This is a genomic window from Pseudomonas sp. DWP3-1-2, assembly GCF_049896285.1.
In the GTDB taxonomy this organism is placed as follows: domain Bacteria; phylum Pseudomonadota; class Gammaproteobacteria; order Pseudomonadales; family Pseudomonadaceae; genus Aquipseudomonas.
Map to the genome: position 1 here is coordinate 148145 of NZ_JAFCTZ010000004.1, position 18390 is coordinate 166534.

Here is an 18390-nt window from a genome sequence, read left to right on the forward strand (position 1 = left end):
TGGCGGGCGAAGCTTTTCTGTAGGGGATTTCCATCGTTTTGCACTGACCTTTCACACACCTGCGGGTGATTCGGCTTGCAGAAACGTCTTATTACATCGCTCATCCTGCCGGTTCGTGTTGCGGTGACGTAGACGTCGTCGTGCATAACATCCGGATGAAGGTATGGATTGTGTTGATGAACGTACGCAAAACGCTGGTTTTACTGGGGCTGACTACGCTTGGGCACGAGGCATTGGCGGGTGCGCAGGTCGCCAGTGAACAGCGGCTGCAAGTGGGCAGTGTGGAACTGAGCATCGGTGCCGGGCTCTTGAACGGTAAATCCGAGGAAAAGGTCTATGACCTGCACGAAGGTGGTGGAAAGCTCAGTCAATTGAACTGGGATTTCAAGCAAGTGCCCACGCTGCATCTGGGCCTGGCTTACCATCCTGCCGACTGGCTTACGCTGGACGTGCGTGGCTGGACGCGCATGAACGCAGGCGCTAGTCATATGAAAGACTATGACTGGCTCGACGGTGAAGGGGCTGGCTGGACTCACCGTTCCGATCACCCGGACACCCGGCTCAAGAATGCCTGGCAGGCAGAGTTGGCGGCAACTGTCTGGGCGCTCAAGCGTGAAGACCTTGCCCTCGGGGTGATGGCGGGTTACCAGCGCAGCCAGTTTGACTGGCAGTCTCGTGGTGGCAGTTACGTCTATTCTTCGGATGACGGTTATCGCGATCTCGCCGGACAGTTTTCGGCGGGGCAAAAGGTCATCAGCTACCAACAAACCTACGCAACACCTTATGTCGGACTGGTGGGCCTCTACGGCCTCCGGAACTGGACCCTTGAAGGGCGTTTCAAGTACAGCCAGTGGGTGCAGGCCAGATCTTACGACAATCATTATCTGCGCGACCTGACCTTTACCGGAAACCACGGCAATACGGGTCAGATGCAGAGCCTTGCCTTGGCCTTGTCGTACCACGTCAGCCCCAAGTTCTCCGTGAAGGCTGGCATTGATCATCAGGTGTACGCCGAAACCCGTGGCAGTACCCTGATCAGACACGCCCCCAGCGGCCAAAGCGGGCGTACCGGCCATAACTCCAGCGGTCAGGCCAACAGAACGACGATGTCTACCCTGGCCGTGGCTTATCAGTTTTGACCGCTGACAGCTGAAACCTGGCGTGTTGCCGCTTTGCCAAGTCGCCGGCTACAAAGGGTGTTACTCCTGTGGGGTAACACCCTTTTGTTACCTGAAGAAATACTGAATGTATCCCATGCGTCTGTCGTACAAGTTTAGTTACGACTTTTCGACGCGCTATCGGGTTGAATTTTTTGTCAGGTGAAAGTTGGAAGGTGAGTTCGAGGTTTTTCTGGTTTGATTGTCAGACAGCATAATGGGGCGATGGGCGAAGTTTGTAAGAAGTTTCTGTAGTTTTAGAATGGGCTCTACGTGTGCTCTCGTTAACTGCTTTTTGGCATCAGCGTTGCAATAGCTCAGCGGCTGATTCAAAACAATCGTCTGCCCGGGATGGGAGTGTCGATGACAAGGTGCTCGTTCTTATTGTTATGGTGAGGTTTCCTACAAGCAAAAATCTCGAATCTTAAAAATAGATATCTGCCGATTAATCTCAAATAAAAAAGTGACAGGGAGTTGACTGCAATGACTATCCCAACAGCCAGCATATCCATACGTCAGGCACCCAGGACAGCGGGTTTTAAGCTGCTCGGGTTGCTCCCCTTGTTGTGGGGCGCAAGCGCACAGGCGATGGAGTTGAGTTTCGCCGAAGGGGACATACAGGGTGCGTTGGATACGACGTTGTCTTACGGTCAAATGTGGAGGGTACAGGGGCGCGACAAGTCCAACGATGACGTCAATATCAATGACGGCAACAGAAACTTCGATACCGGGCTGGTTTCGGAGGTTTATAAAATTACAAGTGACCTGGAACTTTCTTACAAAAACTACGGGTTATTCCTACGCGGCACTGCCTTTTACGATACGCAGATCATGGACAAGCGTACGGACTACGCGCGCAATAATAATTTCTCACAGCCCAGTCAGAATTTTCCGAACGACAGTAGCTTTAGTTATGACACTCGTCATACCGCAGGACGTAATGCGGAAATTCTTGATGCGTATGTACACGGAAACTGGCAAGTCGCAGACATGTCCTTGGGGGCGCGGCTGGGGCGTCAGGTGTTCAACTGGGGAGAGGGTGCGTTCTATCGTGGCGGGATAAACACGACCAACCCGATTAATGCCGCCAGCTTCAGGTTGCCCGGTTCGGAACTCAAGGAAGTCCTTATTCCGGTGGAGGCGCTGAGTTTTAACATTGGCTTGAGCGACAACCTGTCCCTGGAAACCTTCTATCAGTTCAACTGGAAGGAAACTCAGGTCGACCCGGTAGGCACTTATTTTTCGGAAACCGATTTGTTCGCAGAGGGCGGCAGGACGGCTTACGCGCCGACTCCGCAGTTGATGCCGCTGGGCGGCCTGTATCAGGGGTTGAGTGCGGCAGGTGTTGGCGGGCTGCAGGGCGGCGGGCGCATCGATGGGGCCGGCAATCTCAAGGTCGCCAGCATTGGCCCGGACATCAACGCCAAAAACGATGGCCAGTTCGGTCTGGCGCTGCGTTATACCGCCGAGCAATTGAACTCGACCGAATTCGGCTTCTACTTCGTCAACTATCACGCCAAGGAACCCACCATCTACGCCGACCTCGGCAGCTATGCCGGGTTGAATCTGGCGCAGATCAGCGCTGCCACGGCCCCGGCGATCCAGCAACAAATGGCCGCTGCGCTGGGCATTAGCGTGGCGCAATTGATGGCCGGGATCGGCGCGGATCCAACCGGGCCTCTGGCGCAGCGTTATCGCAACACCCTGAGTTCGGCCGTGGGCGGCATTGCCACCCTGGACGTGGCCAATCAAGTGCAAGGCCGTCGGGAATACGCCGAAGACATTCGCATGTTCGGCGTGAGCTTCAACACCAACGTGGGTGATGCCTCGGTCTTTGGTGAACTGGCCTACCGACCCAACATGCCCATCGGCATGGCAGCCACCAGCGATCTACTGGGGGATTTGCTGCTTCAGGCACCCCAGATGGCGGGCGGATCGCGGGTCAATATCGGCGGTCATCACGTCGCTCTCGGCGAGCAGATTCACAATGCCGAACGGGTCGAGATGTTCAACGCTTCTCTGGGCACGATTTACAACTTCGGGCCACGTCTCAGTTTTGACGGGCTGACCGCCGTGGCCGAGCTGTCTTCCGAGCACCTGCGCAGTAGCAGCCTGCAGTACACCGCCTTTGACGGCAGCGTCCGTTACTACAGCGGGCGAGGTAACGGTTCCTACATCGCCGGTTACGACCGGGGCGATCAGGTCAACAAGAACGCCTATGGCTACACGTTGCTGCTGCAGGGCACGTGGAATGACCTGTACGCCGGGGTCAACGTCTCGCCGTTCCTGATCTACAAGGACGACTTCGAAGGCAATTCCCACCAGACCGGCAATTTCATAGAGGGCCGCAAGGCCTACACCCTGGGCGTGAAAGCCAGCTACCAGAACCGTCTGGAAACCGAACTGCAGTACACCGAGTTCTACGGCGGCGGCAAGAACAGCTCGATTCGGGATCGGGACAACATCGGCTTGAACGTGAAGTACTCGTTCTGAAGTTTCAAACAAGGAGAGTCATATGCTGATCAAACACTTGATCGGAGCGGCCGTTGCGCTGGCGCTGGGTGCCAATACCGTGATGGCTGCGGGTTTCGCCAGCCTTGGCGAAGGCTTGACGCCGCTGGGGGGCGAAAAGTCCGGCAATCAGGCGGGCACCATCCCGGCGTGGAATGGGGGCATCACCCAGCCGCCGGCGGGTTATCAAGGGTCCGGTAAACCTCACGTTGATCCTTTCGCTGCGGATAAGCCGCTGTTCACCATCACCAAGGCTAACCTGGATCAATACCGGGCCCACCTGACGCCGGGCCAGATTGCCCTGTTCGATACGTATCCGGCCACCTATCAGATGCCGGTGTACGTGACGCGCCGCTCGGGATCAGCGCCGCAATGGGTGTACGACAACACGCGCAAGAATGCCCTGAGCGCGAAGCTGGCAGACGGCGGCAATGGATTCACCGAGGCCTATGGCGGGATTCCGTTCCCGATGCCCAAAACCGGTGTCGAAGCGGTCTGGAATCACATAGCCCGTTACCGTGGCGAGTACGTGGTGCGCCGGGCTTCAGAGGTCGCCGTGCAACGTAACGGCAGCTTCAGCCCGATCACCTCTCAGCAGGAGGCCATGTTCAAGTTCTATGATCCCAAGGGGGCCTATGCCGATCTGAACAATGTCCTGTTCTATTACCTGTCCTTTATCAAAAGCCCGGCACGCCTCGCCGGATCTGCGGTACTGGTGCACGAAACCCTGGATCAGGTGCAGGAACCGCGTCAGGCCTGGGCCTACAACGCCGGGCAGCGCCGCGTCAGGCGAGCCCCCAGTCTGGCCTACGACACGCCGATTCCCGCAGCCGACGGCCTGCGCACGGCGGATGACACCGACATGTTCAACGGCTCGCCGGACCGCTACGAGTGGAAGCTGGTGGGCAAGCGGGAGATTTACATTCCTTACAACAACTACCGGGTTTCCAGTCCGGACGTGACGTATAAACAGCTGTTGCAGGCTGGTCATCTGAACCCGGCCTACACTCGTCATGAGCTGCACCGGGTATGGGTGGTGGAGGGCACGCTGAAGTCCAGTGCGCGTCATGTCTATTCCAGGCGAACGCTGTATCTGGACGAAGACAGCTGGCAGGCCGCGGTGGTTGATCAATACGATGGGCGTGGCGAGTTGTGGCGGGTGTCCCTGGCCTATCTGAAAAACTACTACGAGCTGCCCACCACGTGGTCTGCGCTGGACGTGTTCCACGATCTGCAGGCGCGCCGGTATCACGTGCAAAATCTGGTCAACGAGGAGGGCGGCACCATCGACTTCAGTCAGGCGCCGCCGGAGGACAGTGAATTCAAGCCTGCCGCATTGCGGCGCAGAGGGTTGCGCTAAGGCAGGGAGCTGTTCAGCGGCGTGGAGCTTTGGCACTGCACGCCGCTCTGTCAGTGATGCGTCTGCTTGGGCCCATTTCTGCGCGCGGGCATCAAGCTCGCTGATAACGGGTCAATCACGAAGTCCGCTTAACAAAAGATAACGTCTTGTCGATTGTCACGGGTTTCGAAAGCTGGATAGGATAGGTCTGCTTCCGAAAGGCTATGGTTAGAGCGTCTGCAGCGGTTTTGCAGGCGCTGGTCAGGCTTCGATGGACCTAATAACAATAAAGGGGAACGCTCCATGAGTGAGCCTGTAGATCGGCGCACCCAGTCCGGTGCAGACGCAGCCGCTGGCTGTTCACTGGCACTCCGCACGGGCAAACCCCTGGCGAACGGTTTTTCAGCACTCGCGGCCCTGGTGCTGGTGAGTTTTATCACCCCTGTCATGGCCACCACCGAAAGCGCAAAAAGCAGCGCCGGTGGCGATCCGGCTACGCTTTACTCCATTGAATCTCCCCGATCGGTACGCGGGCTCTTGCTGGACGTGACGCATGCCGGTTCGCGTCTGGTCGTCGTGGGCGACCGTGGTCACATTTTGTATTCCGATGATCAGGGCAAGTCCTGGACCCAGGCCAAGGTGCCGACCCGGCAATTGCTAACGGCTGTTTATTTCGTCGATGACCGACACGGCTGGGCCGTTGGTCACGACGCGCAGATCCTCGCCAGCAGCGACGGGGGCATGACGTGGACCAAACAGTTCGAGGACCTTGAACGCGAGGCTCCGTTGCTGGATGTCTGGTTCAAGGACCTCAGCACAGGGTTTGCGGTCGGCGCGTATGGTTCATTGATGACCACCACCGATGGTGGGCAGCATTGGGAAGACGTCAGCGACCGTCTCGATAACGAAGATCAATACCACCTCAACGGTATTACTCACGTCAGTGATGCCGGGCTGTTCGTCGTTGGCGAGGCGGGCAGCATGTTTCGCTCCGCTGACGACGGGCAGACATGGGAGAAGCTCGAAGGTCCCTACCAAGGCTCACTGTTCGGTGCGATCGGCACCGGCCAGCCCCGCACGCTGTTGATTTACGGGCTGCGTGGCAACCTGTATCGCTCCTCGGATTTCGGCAGCACCTGGAGCCCTATCGAATTGCAGGCAGAGCGCGGCCCACTGGAGTTCGGGCTGTCCAACGCCACCTTACTGGCGGATGGCTCGCTGGTGTTGGTGGGTAACGGCGGCAGCGTCATGCGCAGCACCGACGACGGTCTGACGTTCCAGGTGTACAACCGACCTGACCGGATTTCGCTGTCCGGTGTGACGGCCGATGCTCAGGGCAATCTGATTCTGGTCGGGCAGGGTGGCGTTCGCGTTACGTCGCCCACTGGCGCCGAGTCGACCCAACAATAAGAAACATCAAGGCGGGACATTCCGGCATGAGTAATCTCCACCACACTCAGCAGCACAACAACGACAAGGCTACGTTCCTTGAACGTTTGATTTTCAACAATCGGCCGGCAGTGATCGTCATCTGCCTGGTGGTCAGCGTCTTTCTTTTCTGGCAAGCGACCCTGATTCGCCCTTCCACCAGTTTCGAGAAGATGATCCCGCTGCAGCACCCGTTCATTGAAAAAATGATGGAGCATCGCAACGACCTGGCCAACCTTGGCAATACCGTGCGTATTGCTGTGGAAGCCGTGGATGGCGACATTTTTTCCAGGCAATACATGGAGACGCTGCGAGAGATCAACGACGAGGTGTTTTACATCCCGGGTGTCGACCGCTCCGGGCTAAAGTCGTTGTGGAGCCCCAGCGTCCGCTGGACCGAAGTGACCGAAGAGGGGTTCGCGGGCGGCGAAGTGATTCCGCAGAGCTACGACGGTTCGCAGGGCAGCCTGGACTTGCTGCGTAACAACGTGCTCAAGTCCGGTCAGGTCGGGCGTCTGGTGTCCAATGATTTCAAATCGAGCATCGTGGATGTTCCGCTGCTGGAGTCATACCCGGACCCTCAGGATCAGGGCAAGCTGATCAAGCTGGACTACCAGCAGTTTTCCCATCAGCTCGAAGAAAAAATTCGCGACAAATATCAGGCCCAAAACCCCAATGTCAAAATCCATATCGTGGGTTTTGCCAAGAAAGTGGGCGATCTGATTGATGGCCTGTTGATGGTGGTGCTGTTCTTTGGCGTTGCCTTCCTGATTACCCTGGTATTGCTCATCTGGTTCACTCGCTGCATACGCAGCACCATCGCGGTATTGATCACCACATTGATTGCCGTGGTCTGGCAACTGGGCCTGATGCATGCGGTGGGTTTCGGGCTGGACCCGTATTCGATGCTGGTGCCGTTTTTGATTTTCGCCATCGGTATTTCCCACGGCGTGCAGAAAATCAACGGCATTGCCCTGCAATCAAGCGACGCTGAAAACGCTCTGACGGCGGCCCGGCGCACGTTTCGGCAGCTATTTCTGCCCGGCATGATCGCGATTCTGGCCGATGCGGTGGGTTTCATCACTTTGCTGATCATCGACATCGGCGTGATACGCGAGCTGGCCATTGGCGCGTCCATTGGTGTTGCGGTCATCGTGTTCACCAACCTGATTCTGCTTCCCGTGGCGATTTCCTACGCGGGCATCAGCAAAAGGGCGATCAGCCGTAGCAAGAAAGATGCGATTTCCGAGCATCCCTTCTGGCGATTGCTGTCGGGCTTTGCCAGCGCCAAAGTCGCTCCGGTGTCCATCATTCTGGCGTTGCTGGCCTTTGGCGGCGGCCTTTGGTACAGCCAGAACCTGAAGATTGGCGACCTGGATCAAGGCGCGCCAGAATTGCGCCCGGATTCGCGTTACAACAAGGACAACAGCTTCATCATCAACAACTACTCCACCAGCTCTGACGTGTTGGTGGTCATGGTCAAGACGCCTCGGGAAGGGTGCTCGGCGTATCCGACGATGTCGGCCATCAACGAACTGACCTGGAAGATGGAAAATACGCCGGGGGTGCAGTCGGCGATTTCCCTGGTGACCGTTTCCAAGCAAATGATCAAGGGCATGAACGAGGGCAATCTGAAGTGGGAGTCCCTGTCTCGCAACAAGGACGTGCTCAACAGCTCCATTGCCCGTGCCGACGGCCTGTATAACAACGATTGTTCGGTGGCCCCGCTGTTGATTTTCCTCAATGACCACAAGGCAGAAACCCTGGATCGGGCGGTGCATGCGGTGCAGGAGTTTGCCAAGGAGAACAATCGCGAAGGTCTGGAGTTCCTGCTCGCAGCGGGTAACGCCGGCATCGAAGCGGCCACCAACGAAGTCATCAAGCAGACAGAGATGACCATTCTGATTCTGGTCTACATCTGCGTCGCAGCCATGTGCATGATCACGTTCCGCTCCTGGGCCGCGACCTTGTGCATTGTCTTGCCGCTGGTGCTGACGTCGGTGCTGGCTAACGCCTTGATGGCCTTCATGGGCATCGGCGTCAAGGTCGCAACCTTGCCGGTGATTGCCCTGGGTGTGGGGATCGGCGTCGACTACGGCATTTATGTCTACAGCCGTCTGGAAAGCTTCCTGCGTGCCGGGCTGCCGTTACAGGAAGCCTATTACGAGACGCTGAAGTCCACCGGCAAGGCGGTGCTGTTCACGGGGCTGTGTCTGGCCATCGGCGTGTGCACCTGGATTTTCTCGGCGATCAAGTTCCAGGCGGACATGGGCCTGATGCTGACTTTCATGCTGCTCTGGAACATGTTCGGTGCATTGTGGCTGTTGCCAGCCCTGGCACGCTTCCTGATCAAACCGGAGAAAATGGCGGGCAAAAAAGGGAATTCATTGTTTGCCCACTAACCCCGGCGCGGGGTCGGAGTTTCCTGTCGTGGGACCGCCTTCAGTCGGGTAGAGATCGCTGCATGATTGCCATCAGTCATGCAGCTTTCCCGGCGCTTACTCGCTACCCAGCACCACGCTCAACGCATTCCTGGCGTCATCGAGCTGCACCAGCGTCGCATGTCGAGCACCCAAGGCATCGCGGTTCTGGATGGCGGTGAGGATTGCCTTGTGCCTTGGGAGCGCCAGCTCATGCAGGTTGGGCCGTCGATTGGAATGCTTGAGGGCTTCACGCAAGGCCAGGGACAGCATGTTGCACAGATGGGCGAGCAAGTCATTGTGGGTGGCATCGGCGATGCGACTGTGGAAGTCCAGATCCGGTTGCAACAGCGCTTCAGGATTCGGCGCAGCTTCCATGCGTTGGTAGGCTTCGTCGATGGAGGCGATTTCGTCATCCGTCGCGTATTGGGCCGCCAATGCGGCGACGGCGGGCTCGATAACCGCACGCACGCTGGTGAGCAGGTTGAAGAATTCGGCTTGCGGGGTGCTCTGCATGACCCAGTGCAAGACGTCCGGATCGAGCAGGTGCCATTCCCGGCGGGCTTTGACCACAGTGCCGACGCGCGGCCGGGAATAGACCAGCCCCTTGGCCACCAATACGCGGGTCGCTTCACGCAGGACCGGTCGGCTGACGGCATACTCTTCGCACAGCAGCGCTTCGGCGGGTAGCTTTTCGTCGGGTTTGAAGCGTCCGGAGACGATCTGCATGCCCAGTTCCTGGACGATGCGGGCGTGCATGCTTTTACGGGCGGAAGGCTTTCGGTAGTCCATGGGAACGCATGTCGATCCTGAGCGATGAGTGCGGCGCATCATAGCATCCAGGGGCCATAGTCCCACGGACGCTTGAATGATGAGCGCGAATCCTGTGGGAGGGAATGTATTCCCGAAGGGGTCAGTGCAGACGCACATTCCTGAGACCATGGGACCGGCTTTAGCCGGGAAGGGTAGTTCAGACGATGCAGATGCAGCGAACGCCCTGGCCTCGTCCCGGCTGAAGCCGGCCCCACAAGGTGAACAACACTTCCCGGCTGAAGCCGGCCCCATTGAGAGTAGGTTTGCGTTTGAACTGTGGCTGAATATCTGCCCGCGAAAACACCCCAAAGTCTGGATAAGTGTCCAGTTTTTGGGGTGCAGCGCAGCGTTTTGTCATTTACCGATCAATGGGAATGACGCGGCACCTCAGCCCCTCGGCAACCCACCAGGAAGTCAAAATCGCAGCCCTGATCGGCCTGCAACACGCGCTCGACGTACAGTTCGCGATAACCGCCCGCCAACAGTTTCTGCGGTGGCTGCCAGTCCGCCAGTCGAGCGGCCAGTTCGGCGTCCGGGATGTCCAGGTGCAGACGACCACTGGCGCAGTCGAGTTCGATCCAGTCGCCTTCCTGCACCACCGCCAGCGGCCCGCCCGCTGCCGCTTCCGGTGCCACATGCAAGACCACCGTGCCGTAAGCGGTGCCGCTCATGCGGGCATCGGAAATCCGCACCATGTCCGTCACGCCTTGGGCCAGCAGTTTGGCGGGCAGGCCCATGTTGCCGACCTCGGCCATACCGGGATAACCCTTCGGCCCGCAGTTTTTCAAGACCATAATCGAGGTGGCGTCGATGTCCAGATCCGGATCATTGATCCGCGCCTTGTACATGTCGAAGTTCTCGAACACCACGGCACGCCCCCGATGCTGCATCAGTGATGCCGTCGCCGCAGATGGCTTGAGGACCGCGCCCAATGGCGCGAGATTGCCCCGCAGCACGCAGATGCCGCCGTCGGCACGAATCGGATTGTCCAGGGCGCGGATCACTTCGTCTTCGCCGTAGATAGGCGCGTTCCGGGTGTTTTCGCGGATGGATTTGCCGTTGACCGTCAGTGCGTCGGGGTTAGGCAGCAAGCTGGCTTCGTCCATGCGCCGCAGCACGGCGGGCAGGCCACCCGCGTAATAGAACTCTTCCATCAGGAAGCGTCCGGATGGCTGGAGATCGACAATGGTTGGCATGCCGCGACCGATTCGGGTCCAGTCGTCCAGTTCCAGGTCGACGCCGATGCGTCCGGCGATGGCTTTGAGGTGGATCACGGCATTGGTCGAACCGCCAATCGCGGCGTTGACCCGAATGGCGTTTTCAAAGGCTTGCCTGGTGAGGATCTTCGACAGACGCAGGTCTTCGCGAACCATCTCCACAGCGCGCATGCCCGACATGTGCGCCAGTACATAACGGCGCGAATCCACGGCGGGGATTGCCGCGTTGTGGGGCAGGGAGGTGCCCAGCGCTTCGGCCATGCAGGCCATCGTCGAGGCGGTGCCCATGGTGTTGCACGTACCCGCCGAGCGGGACATGCCGCCTTCGGCCGCGAGGAAGTCGTCCAGTGTGATCTGCCCGCCTTTGTAGGCTTCGTGCATTTGCCAGACCACCGTGCCGGAACCGATGTCCTTGCCTTTGTGCTTGCCGTTGAGCATGGGGCCGCCGGTGACGACGATGGCGGGCACGTCGCAGCTGGCGGCGCCCATCAACAGTGCCGGGGTGGTTTTGTCGCAACCGGTGAGCAACACCACGCCATCAATCGGATTGCCGCGAATGGCTTCCTCGACGTCCATGCTGGCCAGGTTGCGGGTAAACATTGCCGTGGGGCGCAGGTTGGATTCGCCGTTGGAGAAAACCGGGAATTCCACTGGCCAGCCACCGGCCTCAATCACGCCACGTTTGACGTGTTCGGCAATCTGCCGGAAATGCGCGTTGCAAGGCGTCAGTTCGGACCACGTGTTGCAGATCCCGATAATGGGTTTGCCCTGAAACTGGTGATCGGCGATGCCCTGATTCTTCATCCAGCTGCGGTACATAAAGCCGTTCTTGTCGGCAGTACCAAACCATTGGGCAGAACGCAGGGTGGGTTTTTTATCGGAATCAGACATGATCGGCTCTCTTATTGTAAGACTTAATGGCTTTTCTGATCGTTAAAATAAGCGCAAATTCGCGCTATTGGAAGAGTTGTGAGCTAAATAGTAATACTATATAGTCGTTTTTCATTGAGGGACGACCCTGGCAGAAGCACGCGAGTGCTCGAAGGCAGAGGCGGACCCAGGTTCCATAACAAAAACAATTGGAGACCGCACCCATGAGCCAGGAACTCAGGCTTATTCGTCGCATCACCCTGAAACTGATCCCCTTCCTGATCCTGCTGTACCTGATCGCCTATGTGGACCGCTCCGCTGTTGGCTTCGCCAAGCTGCACATGGGCGCGGACATTGGCATCGGTGATGCGGCCTATGGCCTGGGCGCCGGTCTGTTCTTCATCGGCTATTTCCTGTTCGAAATCCCCAGCAACCTGATGCTCGAACGCTTCGGCGCTCGTCGTTGGTTCGCCCGGATCATGATCACCTGGGGTGCTATCACCATTGGCATGGCGTTCGTCCAGGGGCCGCACAGTTTTTATGTCATGCGTTTCCTGCTGGGCGCGGCGGAGGCCGGTTTCTTCCCTGGGGTGCTGTACTACATCACTCAGTGGTTCCCGGTTCGCCATCGCGGCAAGATCCTCGGCCTGTTCATCCTCTCCCAGCCTATTGCCATGATGATCACCGGCCCCGTGTCCGGCGGGCTGTTGGGCATGGAAGGCATACTGGGCCTGCACGGCTGGCAGTGGCTGTTCATTGTGATCGGTATGCCCGCGGTCTTGCTGACCTGGCCAGTACTGCGCTGGCTGCCGGACGGCCCCCAACACGTCAAATGGATGGATCAGGCCGAGAAAGACTGGCTCACGGGTGAACTGAAAAAAGACCTCGAAGCGTACGGTCAGACCCGCCACGGCAACCCCCTGCATGCCTTGAAAGACAAGCGTGTACTGCTGCTGGCGTTGTTCTATCTGCCGGTGACGCTGAGCATTTATGGTCTGGGCCTGTGGCTGCCGACGCTGATCAAGCAATTTGGTGGCACCGACCTGGTGACGGGCTTCGTGTCGTCGGTGCCCTACATTTTCGGCATCGTCGGTCTGCTGATCGTGCCGCGCAGTTCGGATCGACTGAACGACCGCTACGGCCATCTGGCAGTGCTGTATGTGCTGGGCGCCATCGGCCTGTTCCTCAGTGCGTGGCTGACCGTTCCAGTCGCGCAGTTGGCGGCTTTGTGTCTGGTGGCCTTCTCGCTGTTTTCCTGCACGGCAGTGTTCTGGACGTTGCCAGGGCGGTTTTTCGCCGGGGCCAGCGCCGCCGCCGGGATTGCCTTGATCAACTCCGTGGGCAACCTGGGCGGCTACATCGGGCCGTTCGTGATCGGCGCGCTCAAGGAATACACCGGCAATCTTGCGTCCGGTTTGTATTTCCTTTCCTGCGTGATGGTCTTCGGCCTGGTGCTGACCGGCGTGGTGTATCGCCTGCTGGAACGCAAGCATGTATTGCCAGCCAGCGATTTTGCAGCCAGTGCGCGTAGCAGCCGCTAGTCCCGTGCAGGAGCGAACCTGTTCACGAACCGCCGCACTTGATTCACTGCGTCGAGTTTCCCGACACGTTGGCTGCTGCCGTTTTTGTCCCGAATTCTGAGAGGAGTCACAGCATGAATTTAGTGCAATTCGAATTGAGCAACGGCCAGCGTCGCGTGGGGCTGGTAGACGGCGATCTGATCCGGGAAGTGAAGGGCGCTCAAAGCGTTCGGGAGCTGGCGCTGTCGGCCATTGATGCGGGCACGGATCTGGCGCGACAGGTGGACAGCCTGGGGCTGGGCGACAGCCATGACTATCGGCAACTGCTCAGCGAACAGCGCATTCTGCCGCCACTTGACCACCCCGATCCTGCGCACCTGCTGGTCAGTGGCACGGGGCTGACGCATTTGGGCAGCGCGTCGGCCCGGGACAAGATGCATCAACAGGCGGGCGACGAAGCGTCGATGACCGACACCATGCGCATCTTCAAGTGGGGCGTGGAGGGCGGCAAGCCCGAGGCCGGGCAGGCCGGGGTGCAACCGGAATGGTTCTACAAGGGTGACGGCGGCATCGTTGTACGCCCTGGCGGGGCCTTTGCGCTGCCACCCTTTGCCGAAGACGGCGGCGAGGAGCCGGAACTGAGCGGGTTATACGTGATCGGCAACGACGGTAAGCCTTATCGACTGGGTTTCGCCATCGGCAACGAATACTCCGACCACATCATGGAGCGTCGAAATTATCTGTATCTGGCCCATTCCAAGTTGCGCGCCTGTTCGTTCGGGCCTGAGTTGCGGGTGGGCGAACTGCCGCAGAATCTTTCCGGCACCAGCCGGGTGATTCGTGACGGTGCCGTGCTTTGGGAGAAGGAATTCCTCAGCGGGGAAGCCAACATGTGCCACAGCCTGGAAAACCTCGAATACCACCACTTCAAATACGCGCAGTTCCTGCGGCCAGGCGACGTGCACGTGCATTTTTTCGGCACCGCGACCCTGTCTTTTGCCGACGGCATTCGCACTCAGCCGGGGGACCGGTTTGAAATCAGCCAGGCCGAGTTCGGCCAACCGTTGGTCAACGGGATCGTCGCCACCGACGCCGCTTTTCAGCCGGGAGGAATCGGCCGCCTTTGACAGGTCCGTCGGAGCGACCGTGACGGCCCACCGTCTCGGTCGCTGATGCTGATGAATTGCTTTCGTCAATGCCCCGCAACGCCCAATAACAACAATGAGGTGCGCATATGACCCGTAACACTGTGCCAGTCGATAGCTTCGACGAGGATGCCTTTGAGGACCGGATTTATCGCAAAGTGAACTGGCGGATCATCCCGCTGTTCATCGCCTGTTTTCTGTTCGCTTACCTGGATCGGGTCAACATCAGCTTCGCCAAGTTGCAGATGCAGAGCGATCTGGGCTTCAGCGAAACTGTTTATGGCCTGGGCGCCAGTCTGTTTTTCGTCGGTTATTTCCTGTTCGAAGTCCCGAGCAACATGCTGTTGCACAAGATCGGCGCGCGCGTGTGGATCGCGCGAATCATGGTGAGTTGGGGGATCACGTCAGCCTGCATGATGTTTGTGCAAAGCGAGTTCTGGTTCTACACCTTGCGCTTTCTGATTGGCGTGATGGAAGCGGGTTTCGTGCCGGGTGTGCTGTACTTCTTCACTCAGTGGTATCCGGGGAATCGTCGGGCGCGGGTCAATTCCTACTTCAAAAGCTCGATTTGCCTGTGCGGTATTGTGGGCGGTCCGATTGCCGGATTGATCCTCGGGCATTTCGATGGTGTGTTGGGCATGCCCGGCTGGCGCTGGCTGTTTTTGCTTGAAGGCATTCCTTCGGTGCTGTTGGGCGTCGTAGTGTTCTGGTTCGTCTGCGACCGGATCGAAGACGCTTCCTGGTTGAGTGAGCGGGAGAAAAAAGTCGTGCTGGCCCGCATGGCCAGGGAAGTGCAGCCCGAGACGCCCCAGACCTTCAAAGACATCTGGAAACACCCGACCACTTACGTCATGTCGGTCATTTATCTGTGCCTGGTCATGGCGCTGACCGGCCTGTTGTTCTGGATGCCCCAGTTGATCAAGACTGCAGGCGTGGCCGACACCATGGACATTGGCCTGCTGACGGTGATCCCGTATGTAGGCGCGGTGGTGGGTAATCTGCTGATCGGTGCCAGTTCGGACCGACATGGCGAGCGTCGCTGGCACATGGCGGCTTGCGCGTTGCTGACCGCCGCCGGTTATCTGGTCTGCGCCAGCTTTCCGGGGCAATTGGTGCCGTTGATGATCGGCATGACCATGATCATGACCGGCATCATCGCCTGGATGCCCATCTTCTGGACCATTCCACCGCGCTTTCTCAGTGGCCTGGCAGCAGCCGCGGGGATTGCGCTGATCAACTCCATCGGTCAGTTGGGCGGGATCATCGCGCCTTTCATGGTCGGGCGGATCAAGGACCTGACGGGCGCCGCCACGCCCGCGCTGTTCGTGCTGTGCGCGGTCTGCGTGTTGGCCACGGCGTTGATTATCTGGGGTATACCCAATCGCTATTACGTGCGTGAAACCATTCACGACAAGCCGCTCGTCTCTCCTGCGCCAGCCTCGGCCTGACCAGACAGGGCATTTTGGCCTATCATTCGCCTTTTTCATGAAGGCGAATGATATGACTGACACTCCGACAACCCTCCACGACTCCCTGAAAAGCGCGACCATGCTGGAGATAGACGGCCTGCACGCCTGGGATTTTTTCCTCGGCGACTTCCTCACCCTCGAGTGCATGGACGGTCGCGAGCGCAAGACCTGGCGTTTCAGTCTGGAGCAGATTCATGCTGCAGCGTTCGATGACGCGGCGCAAAGCTGGGTGATCAACGATGGCGCCAGCGATCACCGTCTGAAATGCCTGGACGCGTTCACCCCAAGCAACGATGTGGACGAGCTTGAAGAAGAGACCCCTGTGTAAACCCCCCCTGTATAAAACCATTGTGGGGCAGGCATTGTCATAGAGGTGACTCCCGCGTCGAAGACGCCGGTAATAATTTCAAAGAGACAATGTTTATGACGCGTACATTTCTGCCATTGCTGACGCTGGTTAGCGCAATGAGCGCCTTACCGACACAGGCTCAAAGCATGACCGACTACGACGTACTGATTGGTTCCTATACCCAGGGTGCCAGCGAAGGTATTTACCGTTATCGCTTCGACAGCCAGACCGGCAAGCTCGACCCGCAGCCGCGACAGGTGATCAAAACCCACAATCCTTCCTGGTTGACGATGTCCGCGGATCAACGTTATCTGTTCGTGGTCAACGAAAACGGCCCCGGCGGCAAGGATGAGGTGGGTAAGGTCAGCAGCTTTGCCATTGACCCCAAGACCCACGAAGTGACGCCGGTCAATCAAGTGTTGAGCCGCGGTGACGAGCCGACCCATTCGAACCTCAGCATTGACGAGCGTTTTCTGTTCGTCTCCAATTACGCCGTGGCGCCTGATCCGGGCGGCTCACTGGCGGTGATTCCTGTGGGCAAGGACGGCAGGTTGTCTGACGTGGTGCAGGTCAGCAACGATCACGGGGCCAGCAAGGTCAACGTCGAGCGTCAGGCGTCTTCCCATGTTCACTCGGCTGTGACAACGCCTGACGGTAAGTATGTCGTTGCCAGCGATCTGGGAGCGGACAAGCTGTTCGTGTTCAGCTACGACGGCGAGAAAACCCAGCCCTTGCAGCCGGCCAAGCACCCCATCGTTGCGTTGCCACCCGGCAGCGGTCCTCGGCATCTGTTGTTCAGCGAGGACGGCAAACAGGCCTGGCTGACGCTTGAAATGGTCGCTGAAGTGGCGGTATTTGATTATCACGACGGCGAATTCAAGCTGAAGCAAAAGGTTGACCTGAAAAACCAGGGCGTGCAGCAGAAAGTCGGAGCGGGTGGTCTCCACACTTCTGCCGACGGCAAGTTTCTGTATGTCGCCAACCGGGGCGAGGCCAATCAGTTTCTCGTATTCGCCATCGACGCCAACGGCCAGCTCAAGGAAATTCAGCGCCGCCACGTGGAAGGCATCGAACCCCGAGAGTTCAGCCTGGACCCAAGCGGCCGTTTCATGCTGATTGCCAACCAGAAAAGTCATCAGATCGTCACCGTCAAGGTCGACCCGAAAACCGGGATGCTTGGTGACACCGTGCAGAAACTGGATTTCGATTCGCCTTCGGATTTCCATTTCCTCAGCAACAAGTAGTCGGGAGTCACGCTCGGCCCGCGAAACACGCGGGCTGAGCCGAGTATTAATCCCGCTGATATCAGCTAATGCTACAAAACATTTCGAATGAACCGCCCTCGAAGGTAAGTTTGAGTCACGGCCAAGACGGTCAAGACTTAAACGCTGTTTCCACAGAATACTCGAGGGTCACCCCCATGAATTTAAACGTCTTCTCTCTCATCGCCGCGTCTGCCATTTCCGCCACTGTTGCGTTGCCTGCTCAGGCCAGTGTTGAAATTACAGAAAGAAAAGCCCATGCCACCCAGACGTATACGCCTAAATACCTGCAACAGAGCGCCAGGTTCTACGCCGCACTGGATCACAAGACTCAACAATGAAAGTGGTTGCCGGTGAATCCATTCCCCGTTAACGAACGGCTCGATACCGGGGAATGGATTCTCGAACGCGTTGTAGATGAACGTTGGATGTCACCGCCGCTTTCTCGAGCATGTTCGCTTACCCAGGTTTTTGCGACCCCTGTTCATTGCGTATCAGACCCTGCAAATTCTGCCAGTGAGCCTGCTCGCGAAAGCGTCAGACGAATTCCCCTTTGCCCGCATCCATAAACGTTGCGGGTTTTTTTATTCAGCGTTTGACAGCTTGCTGAAGTCATCAACTCAACAGATATCCGCTATGCCGGGTCATCGTTTTTCAATCGTGCGGTTTTCTACGATTGTGTCGGCCTGGACACCCATCACGGAGTTACAACCATGACGACTGTCATTCTTCATTCAATCAAGCAGGGCGCCTATGTCGCCATTGCTCTTTATGTTGTTTTGATTGCCGTGGTGACGGTTGCCAGCATGAATCCGCAACTGACGACGCCTCAGGCTCATGCATCGAGTGGCCATCGGACCACGCATTGAATGAGTGGGCGCTGGGTGATT

The 18390-nt window shown here is 58.0% G+C and carries 14 protein-coding genes; 12 read left to right on the forward strand and 2 right to left on the reverse strand.

Annotation, left to right across the window (positions count from 1 at the left end):
* Positions 1–176: 176 nt before the first annotated feature.
* From ACP7B0_RS12640 to ACP7B0_RS12660, 5 genes are all read left to right on the forward strand, one after another.
* Complete coding sequence (locus tag ACP7B0_RS12640) at positions 177–1139, forward strand: omptin family outer membrane protease (protein WP_426141708.1); 963 nt, start codon at positions 177–179, stop codon at positions 1137–1139.
* A gap of 501 nt (positions 1140–1640) precedes the next feature.
* Positions 1641–3650, forward strand: coding sequence for a DUF1302 domain-containing protein (locus ACP7B0_RS12645; RefSeq protein ID WP_426141710.1), 2010 nt, complete (start codon positions 1641–1643; stop codon positions 3648–3650).
* Positions 3651–3672: 22 nt separating this feature from the next.
* Complete coding sequence (locus tag ACP7B0_RS12650; protein ID WP_426141711.1) at positions 3673–5028, forward strand: DUF1329 domain-containing protein; 1356 nt, start codon at positions 3673–3675, stop codon at positions 5026–5028.
* Positions 5029–5310: 282 nt separating this feature from the next.
* Positions 5311–6417: a WD40/YVTN/BNR-like repeat-containing protein gene (locus ACP7B0_RS12655; RefSeq protein WP_426141712.1), complete on the forward strand. Its 1107-nt coding sequence runs from the start codon at positions 5311–5313 to the stop codon at positions 6415–6417.
* A gap of 26 nt (positions 6418–6443) precedes the next feature.
* Positions 6444–8837: an efflux RND transporter permease subunit gene (locus ACP7B0_RS12660; RefSeq protein WP_426141714.1), complete on the forward strand. Its 2394-nt coding sequence runs from the start codon at positions 6444–6446 to the stop codon at positions 8835–8837.
* Between the two features lie 96 nt (positions 8838–8933).
* Here the strand turns inward: ACP7B0_RS12660 and ACP7B0_RS12665 are convergent, their stop codons facing one another.
* Positions 8934–9647 (reverse strand): FadR/GntR family transcriptional regulator, encoded by a 714-nt coding sequence (locus tag ACP7B0_RS12665; RefSeq protein ID WP_426141715.1) that lies wholly within the window; start codon positions 9645–9647, stop codon positions 8934–8936.
* A 386-nt stretch (positions 9648–10033) separates the two neighbouring features.
* Positions 10034–11776, reverse strand: coding sequence for an IlvD/Edd family dehydratase (locus ACP7B0_RS12670; protein WP_426141716.1), 1743 nt, complete (start codon positions 11774–11776; stop codon positions 10034–10036).
* Between the two features lie 203 nt (positions 11777–11979).
* Between ACP7B0_RS12670 and ACP7B0_RS12675 the strand changes: the two genes are divergently transcribed.
* The 7 genes from ACP7B0_RS12675 to ACP7B0_RS12705 all read left to right on the forward strand — a co-directional run bounded on the left by ACP7B0_RS12675 (position 11980) and on the right by ACP7B0_RS12705 (position 18369).
* Positions 11980–13296: an MFS transporter gene (locus tag ACP7B0_RS12675; protein ID WP_426141718.1), complete on the forward strand. Its 1317-nt coding sequence runs from the start codon at positions 11980–11982 to the stop codon at positions 13294–13296.
* A gap of 113 nt (positions 13297–13409) precedes the next feature.
* Positions 13410–14402: an AraD1 family protein gene (gene araD1 / locus ACP7B0_RS12680; protein WP_426141720.1), complete on the forward strand. Its 993-nt coding sequence runs from the start codon at positions 13410–13412 to the stop codon at positions 14400–14402.
* A 107-nt stretch (positions 14403–14509) separates the two neighbouring features.
* Positions 14510–15868, forward strand: coding sequence for an MFS transporter (locus tag ACP7B0_RS12685; RefSeq protein ID WP_426141722.1), 1359 nt, complete (start codon positions 14510–14512; stop codon positions 15866–15868).
* A 52-nt stretch (positions 15869–15920) separates the two neighbouring features.
* A complete protein-coding gene (locus ACP7B0_RS12690) occupies positions 15921–16217 on the forward strand; it encodes a DUF5629 family protein (RefSeq protein ID WP_426141723.1) in 297 nt (98 codons plus the stop codon).
* Positions 16218–16312: 95 nt separating this feature from the next.
* Positions 16313–17482, forward strand: a complete 1170-nt coding sequence (locus ACP7B0_RS12695; protein WP_426141724.1) for a lactonase family protein — start codon at positions 16313–16315, stop codon at positions 17480–17482.
* A 176-nt stretch (positions 17483–17658) separates the two neighbouring features.
* Positions 17659–17841: a hypothetical protein gene (locus tag ACP7B0_RS12700; protein ID WP_426141726.1), complete on the forward strand. Its 183-nt coding sequence runs from the start codon at positions 17659–17661 to the stop codon at positions 17839–17841.
* Positions 17842–18213: 372 nt separating this feature from the next.
* Positions 18214–18369, forward strand: a complete 156-nt coding sequence (locus ACP7B0_RS12705) for a hypothetical protein (protein ID WP_426141728.1) — start codon at positions 18214–18216, stop codon at positions 18367–18369.
* Positions 18370–18390 lie beyond the last annotated feature (21 nt).

Coding starts and splice junctions, on each gene's coding strand:
- ACP7B0_RS12665 (WP_426141715.1), bottom strand. CDS start 9,647: ATGGACTACCGAAAGCCTTCCGCCCGTAAAAGCATGCACGCCCGCATC.
- ACP7B0_RS12675 (WP_426141718.1), top strand. CDS start 11,980: ATGAGCCAGGAACTCAGGCTTATTCGTCGCATCACCCTGAAACTGATC.
- ACP7B0_RS12650 (WP_426141711.1), top strand. CDS start 3,673: ATGCTGATCAAACACTTGATCGGAGCGGCCGTTGCGCTGGCGCTGGGT.
- ACP7B0_RS12655 (WP_426141712.1), top strand. CDS start 5,311: ATGAGTGAGCCTGTAGATCGGCGCACCCAGTCCGGTGCAGACGCAGCC.
- ACP7B0_RS12705 (WP_426141728.1), top strand. CDS start 18,214: ATGACGACTGTCATTCTTCATTCAATCAAGCAGGGCGCCTATGTCGCC.
- ACP7B0_RS12670 (WP_426141716.1), bottom strand. CDS start 11,776: ATGTCTGATTCCGATAAAAAACCCACCCTGCGTTCTGCCCAATGGTTT.
- ACP7B0_RS12700 (WP_426141726.1), top strand. CDS start 17,659: ATGAATTTAAACGTCTTCTCTCTCATCGCCGCGTCTGCCATTTCCGCC.
- ACP7B0_RS12645 (WP_426141710.1), top strand. CDS start 1,641: ATGACTATCCCAACAGCCAGCATATCCATACGTCAGGCACCCAGGACA.
- ACP7B0_RS12660 (WP_426141714.1), top strand. CDS start 6,444: ATGAGTAATCTCCACCACACTCAGCAGCACAACAACGACAAGGCTACG.
- ACP7B0_RS12695 (WP_426141724.1), top strand. CDS start 16,313: ATGACGCGTACATTTCTGCCATTGCTGACGCTGGTTAGCGCAATGAGC.
- ACP7B0_RS12640 (WP_426141708.1), top strand. CDS start 177: ATGAACGTACGCAAAACGCTGGTTTTACTGGGGCTGACTACGCTTGGG.
- ACP7B0_RS12690 (WP_426141723.1), top strand. CDS start 15,921: ATGACTGACACTCCGACAACCCTCCACGACTCCCTGAAAAGCGCGACC.
- araD1 (WP_426141720.1), top strand. CDS start 13,410: ATGAATTTAGTGCAATTCGAATTGAGCAACGGCCAGCGTCGCGTGGGG.
- ACP7B0_RS12685 (WP_426141722.1), top strand. CDS start 14,510: ATGACCCGTAACACTGTGCCAGTCGATAGCTTCGACGAGGATGCCTTT.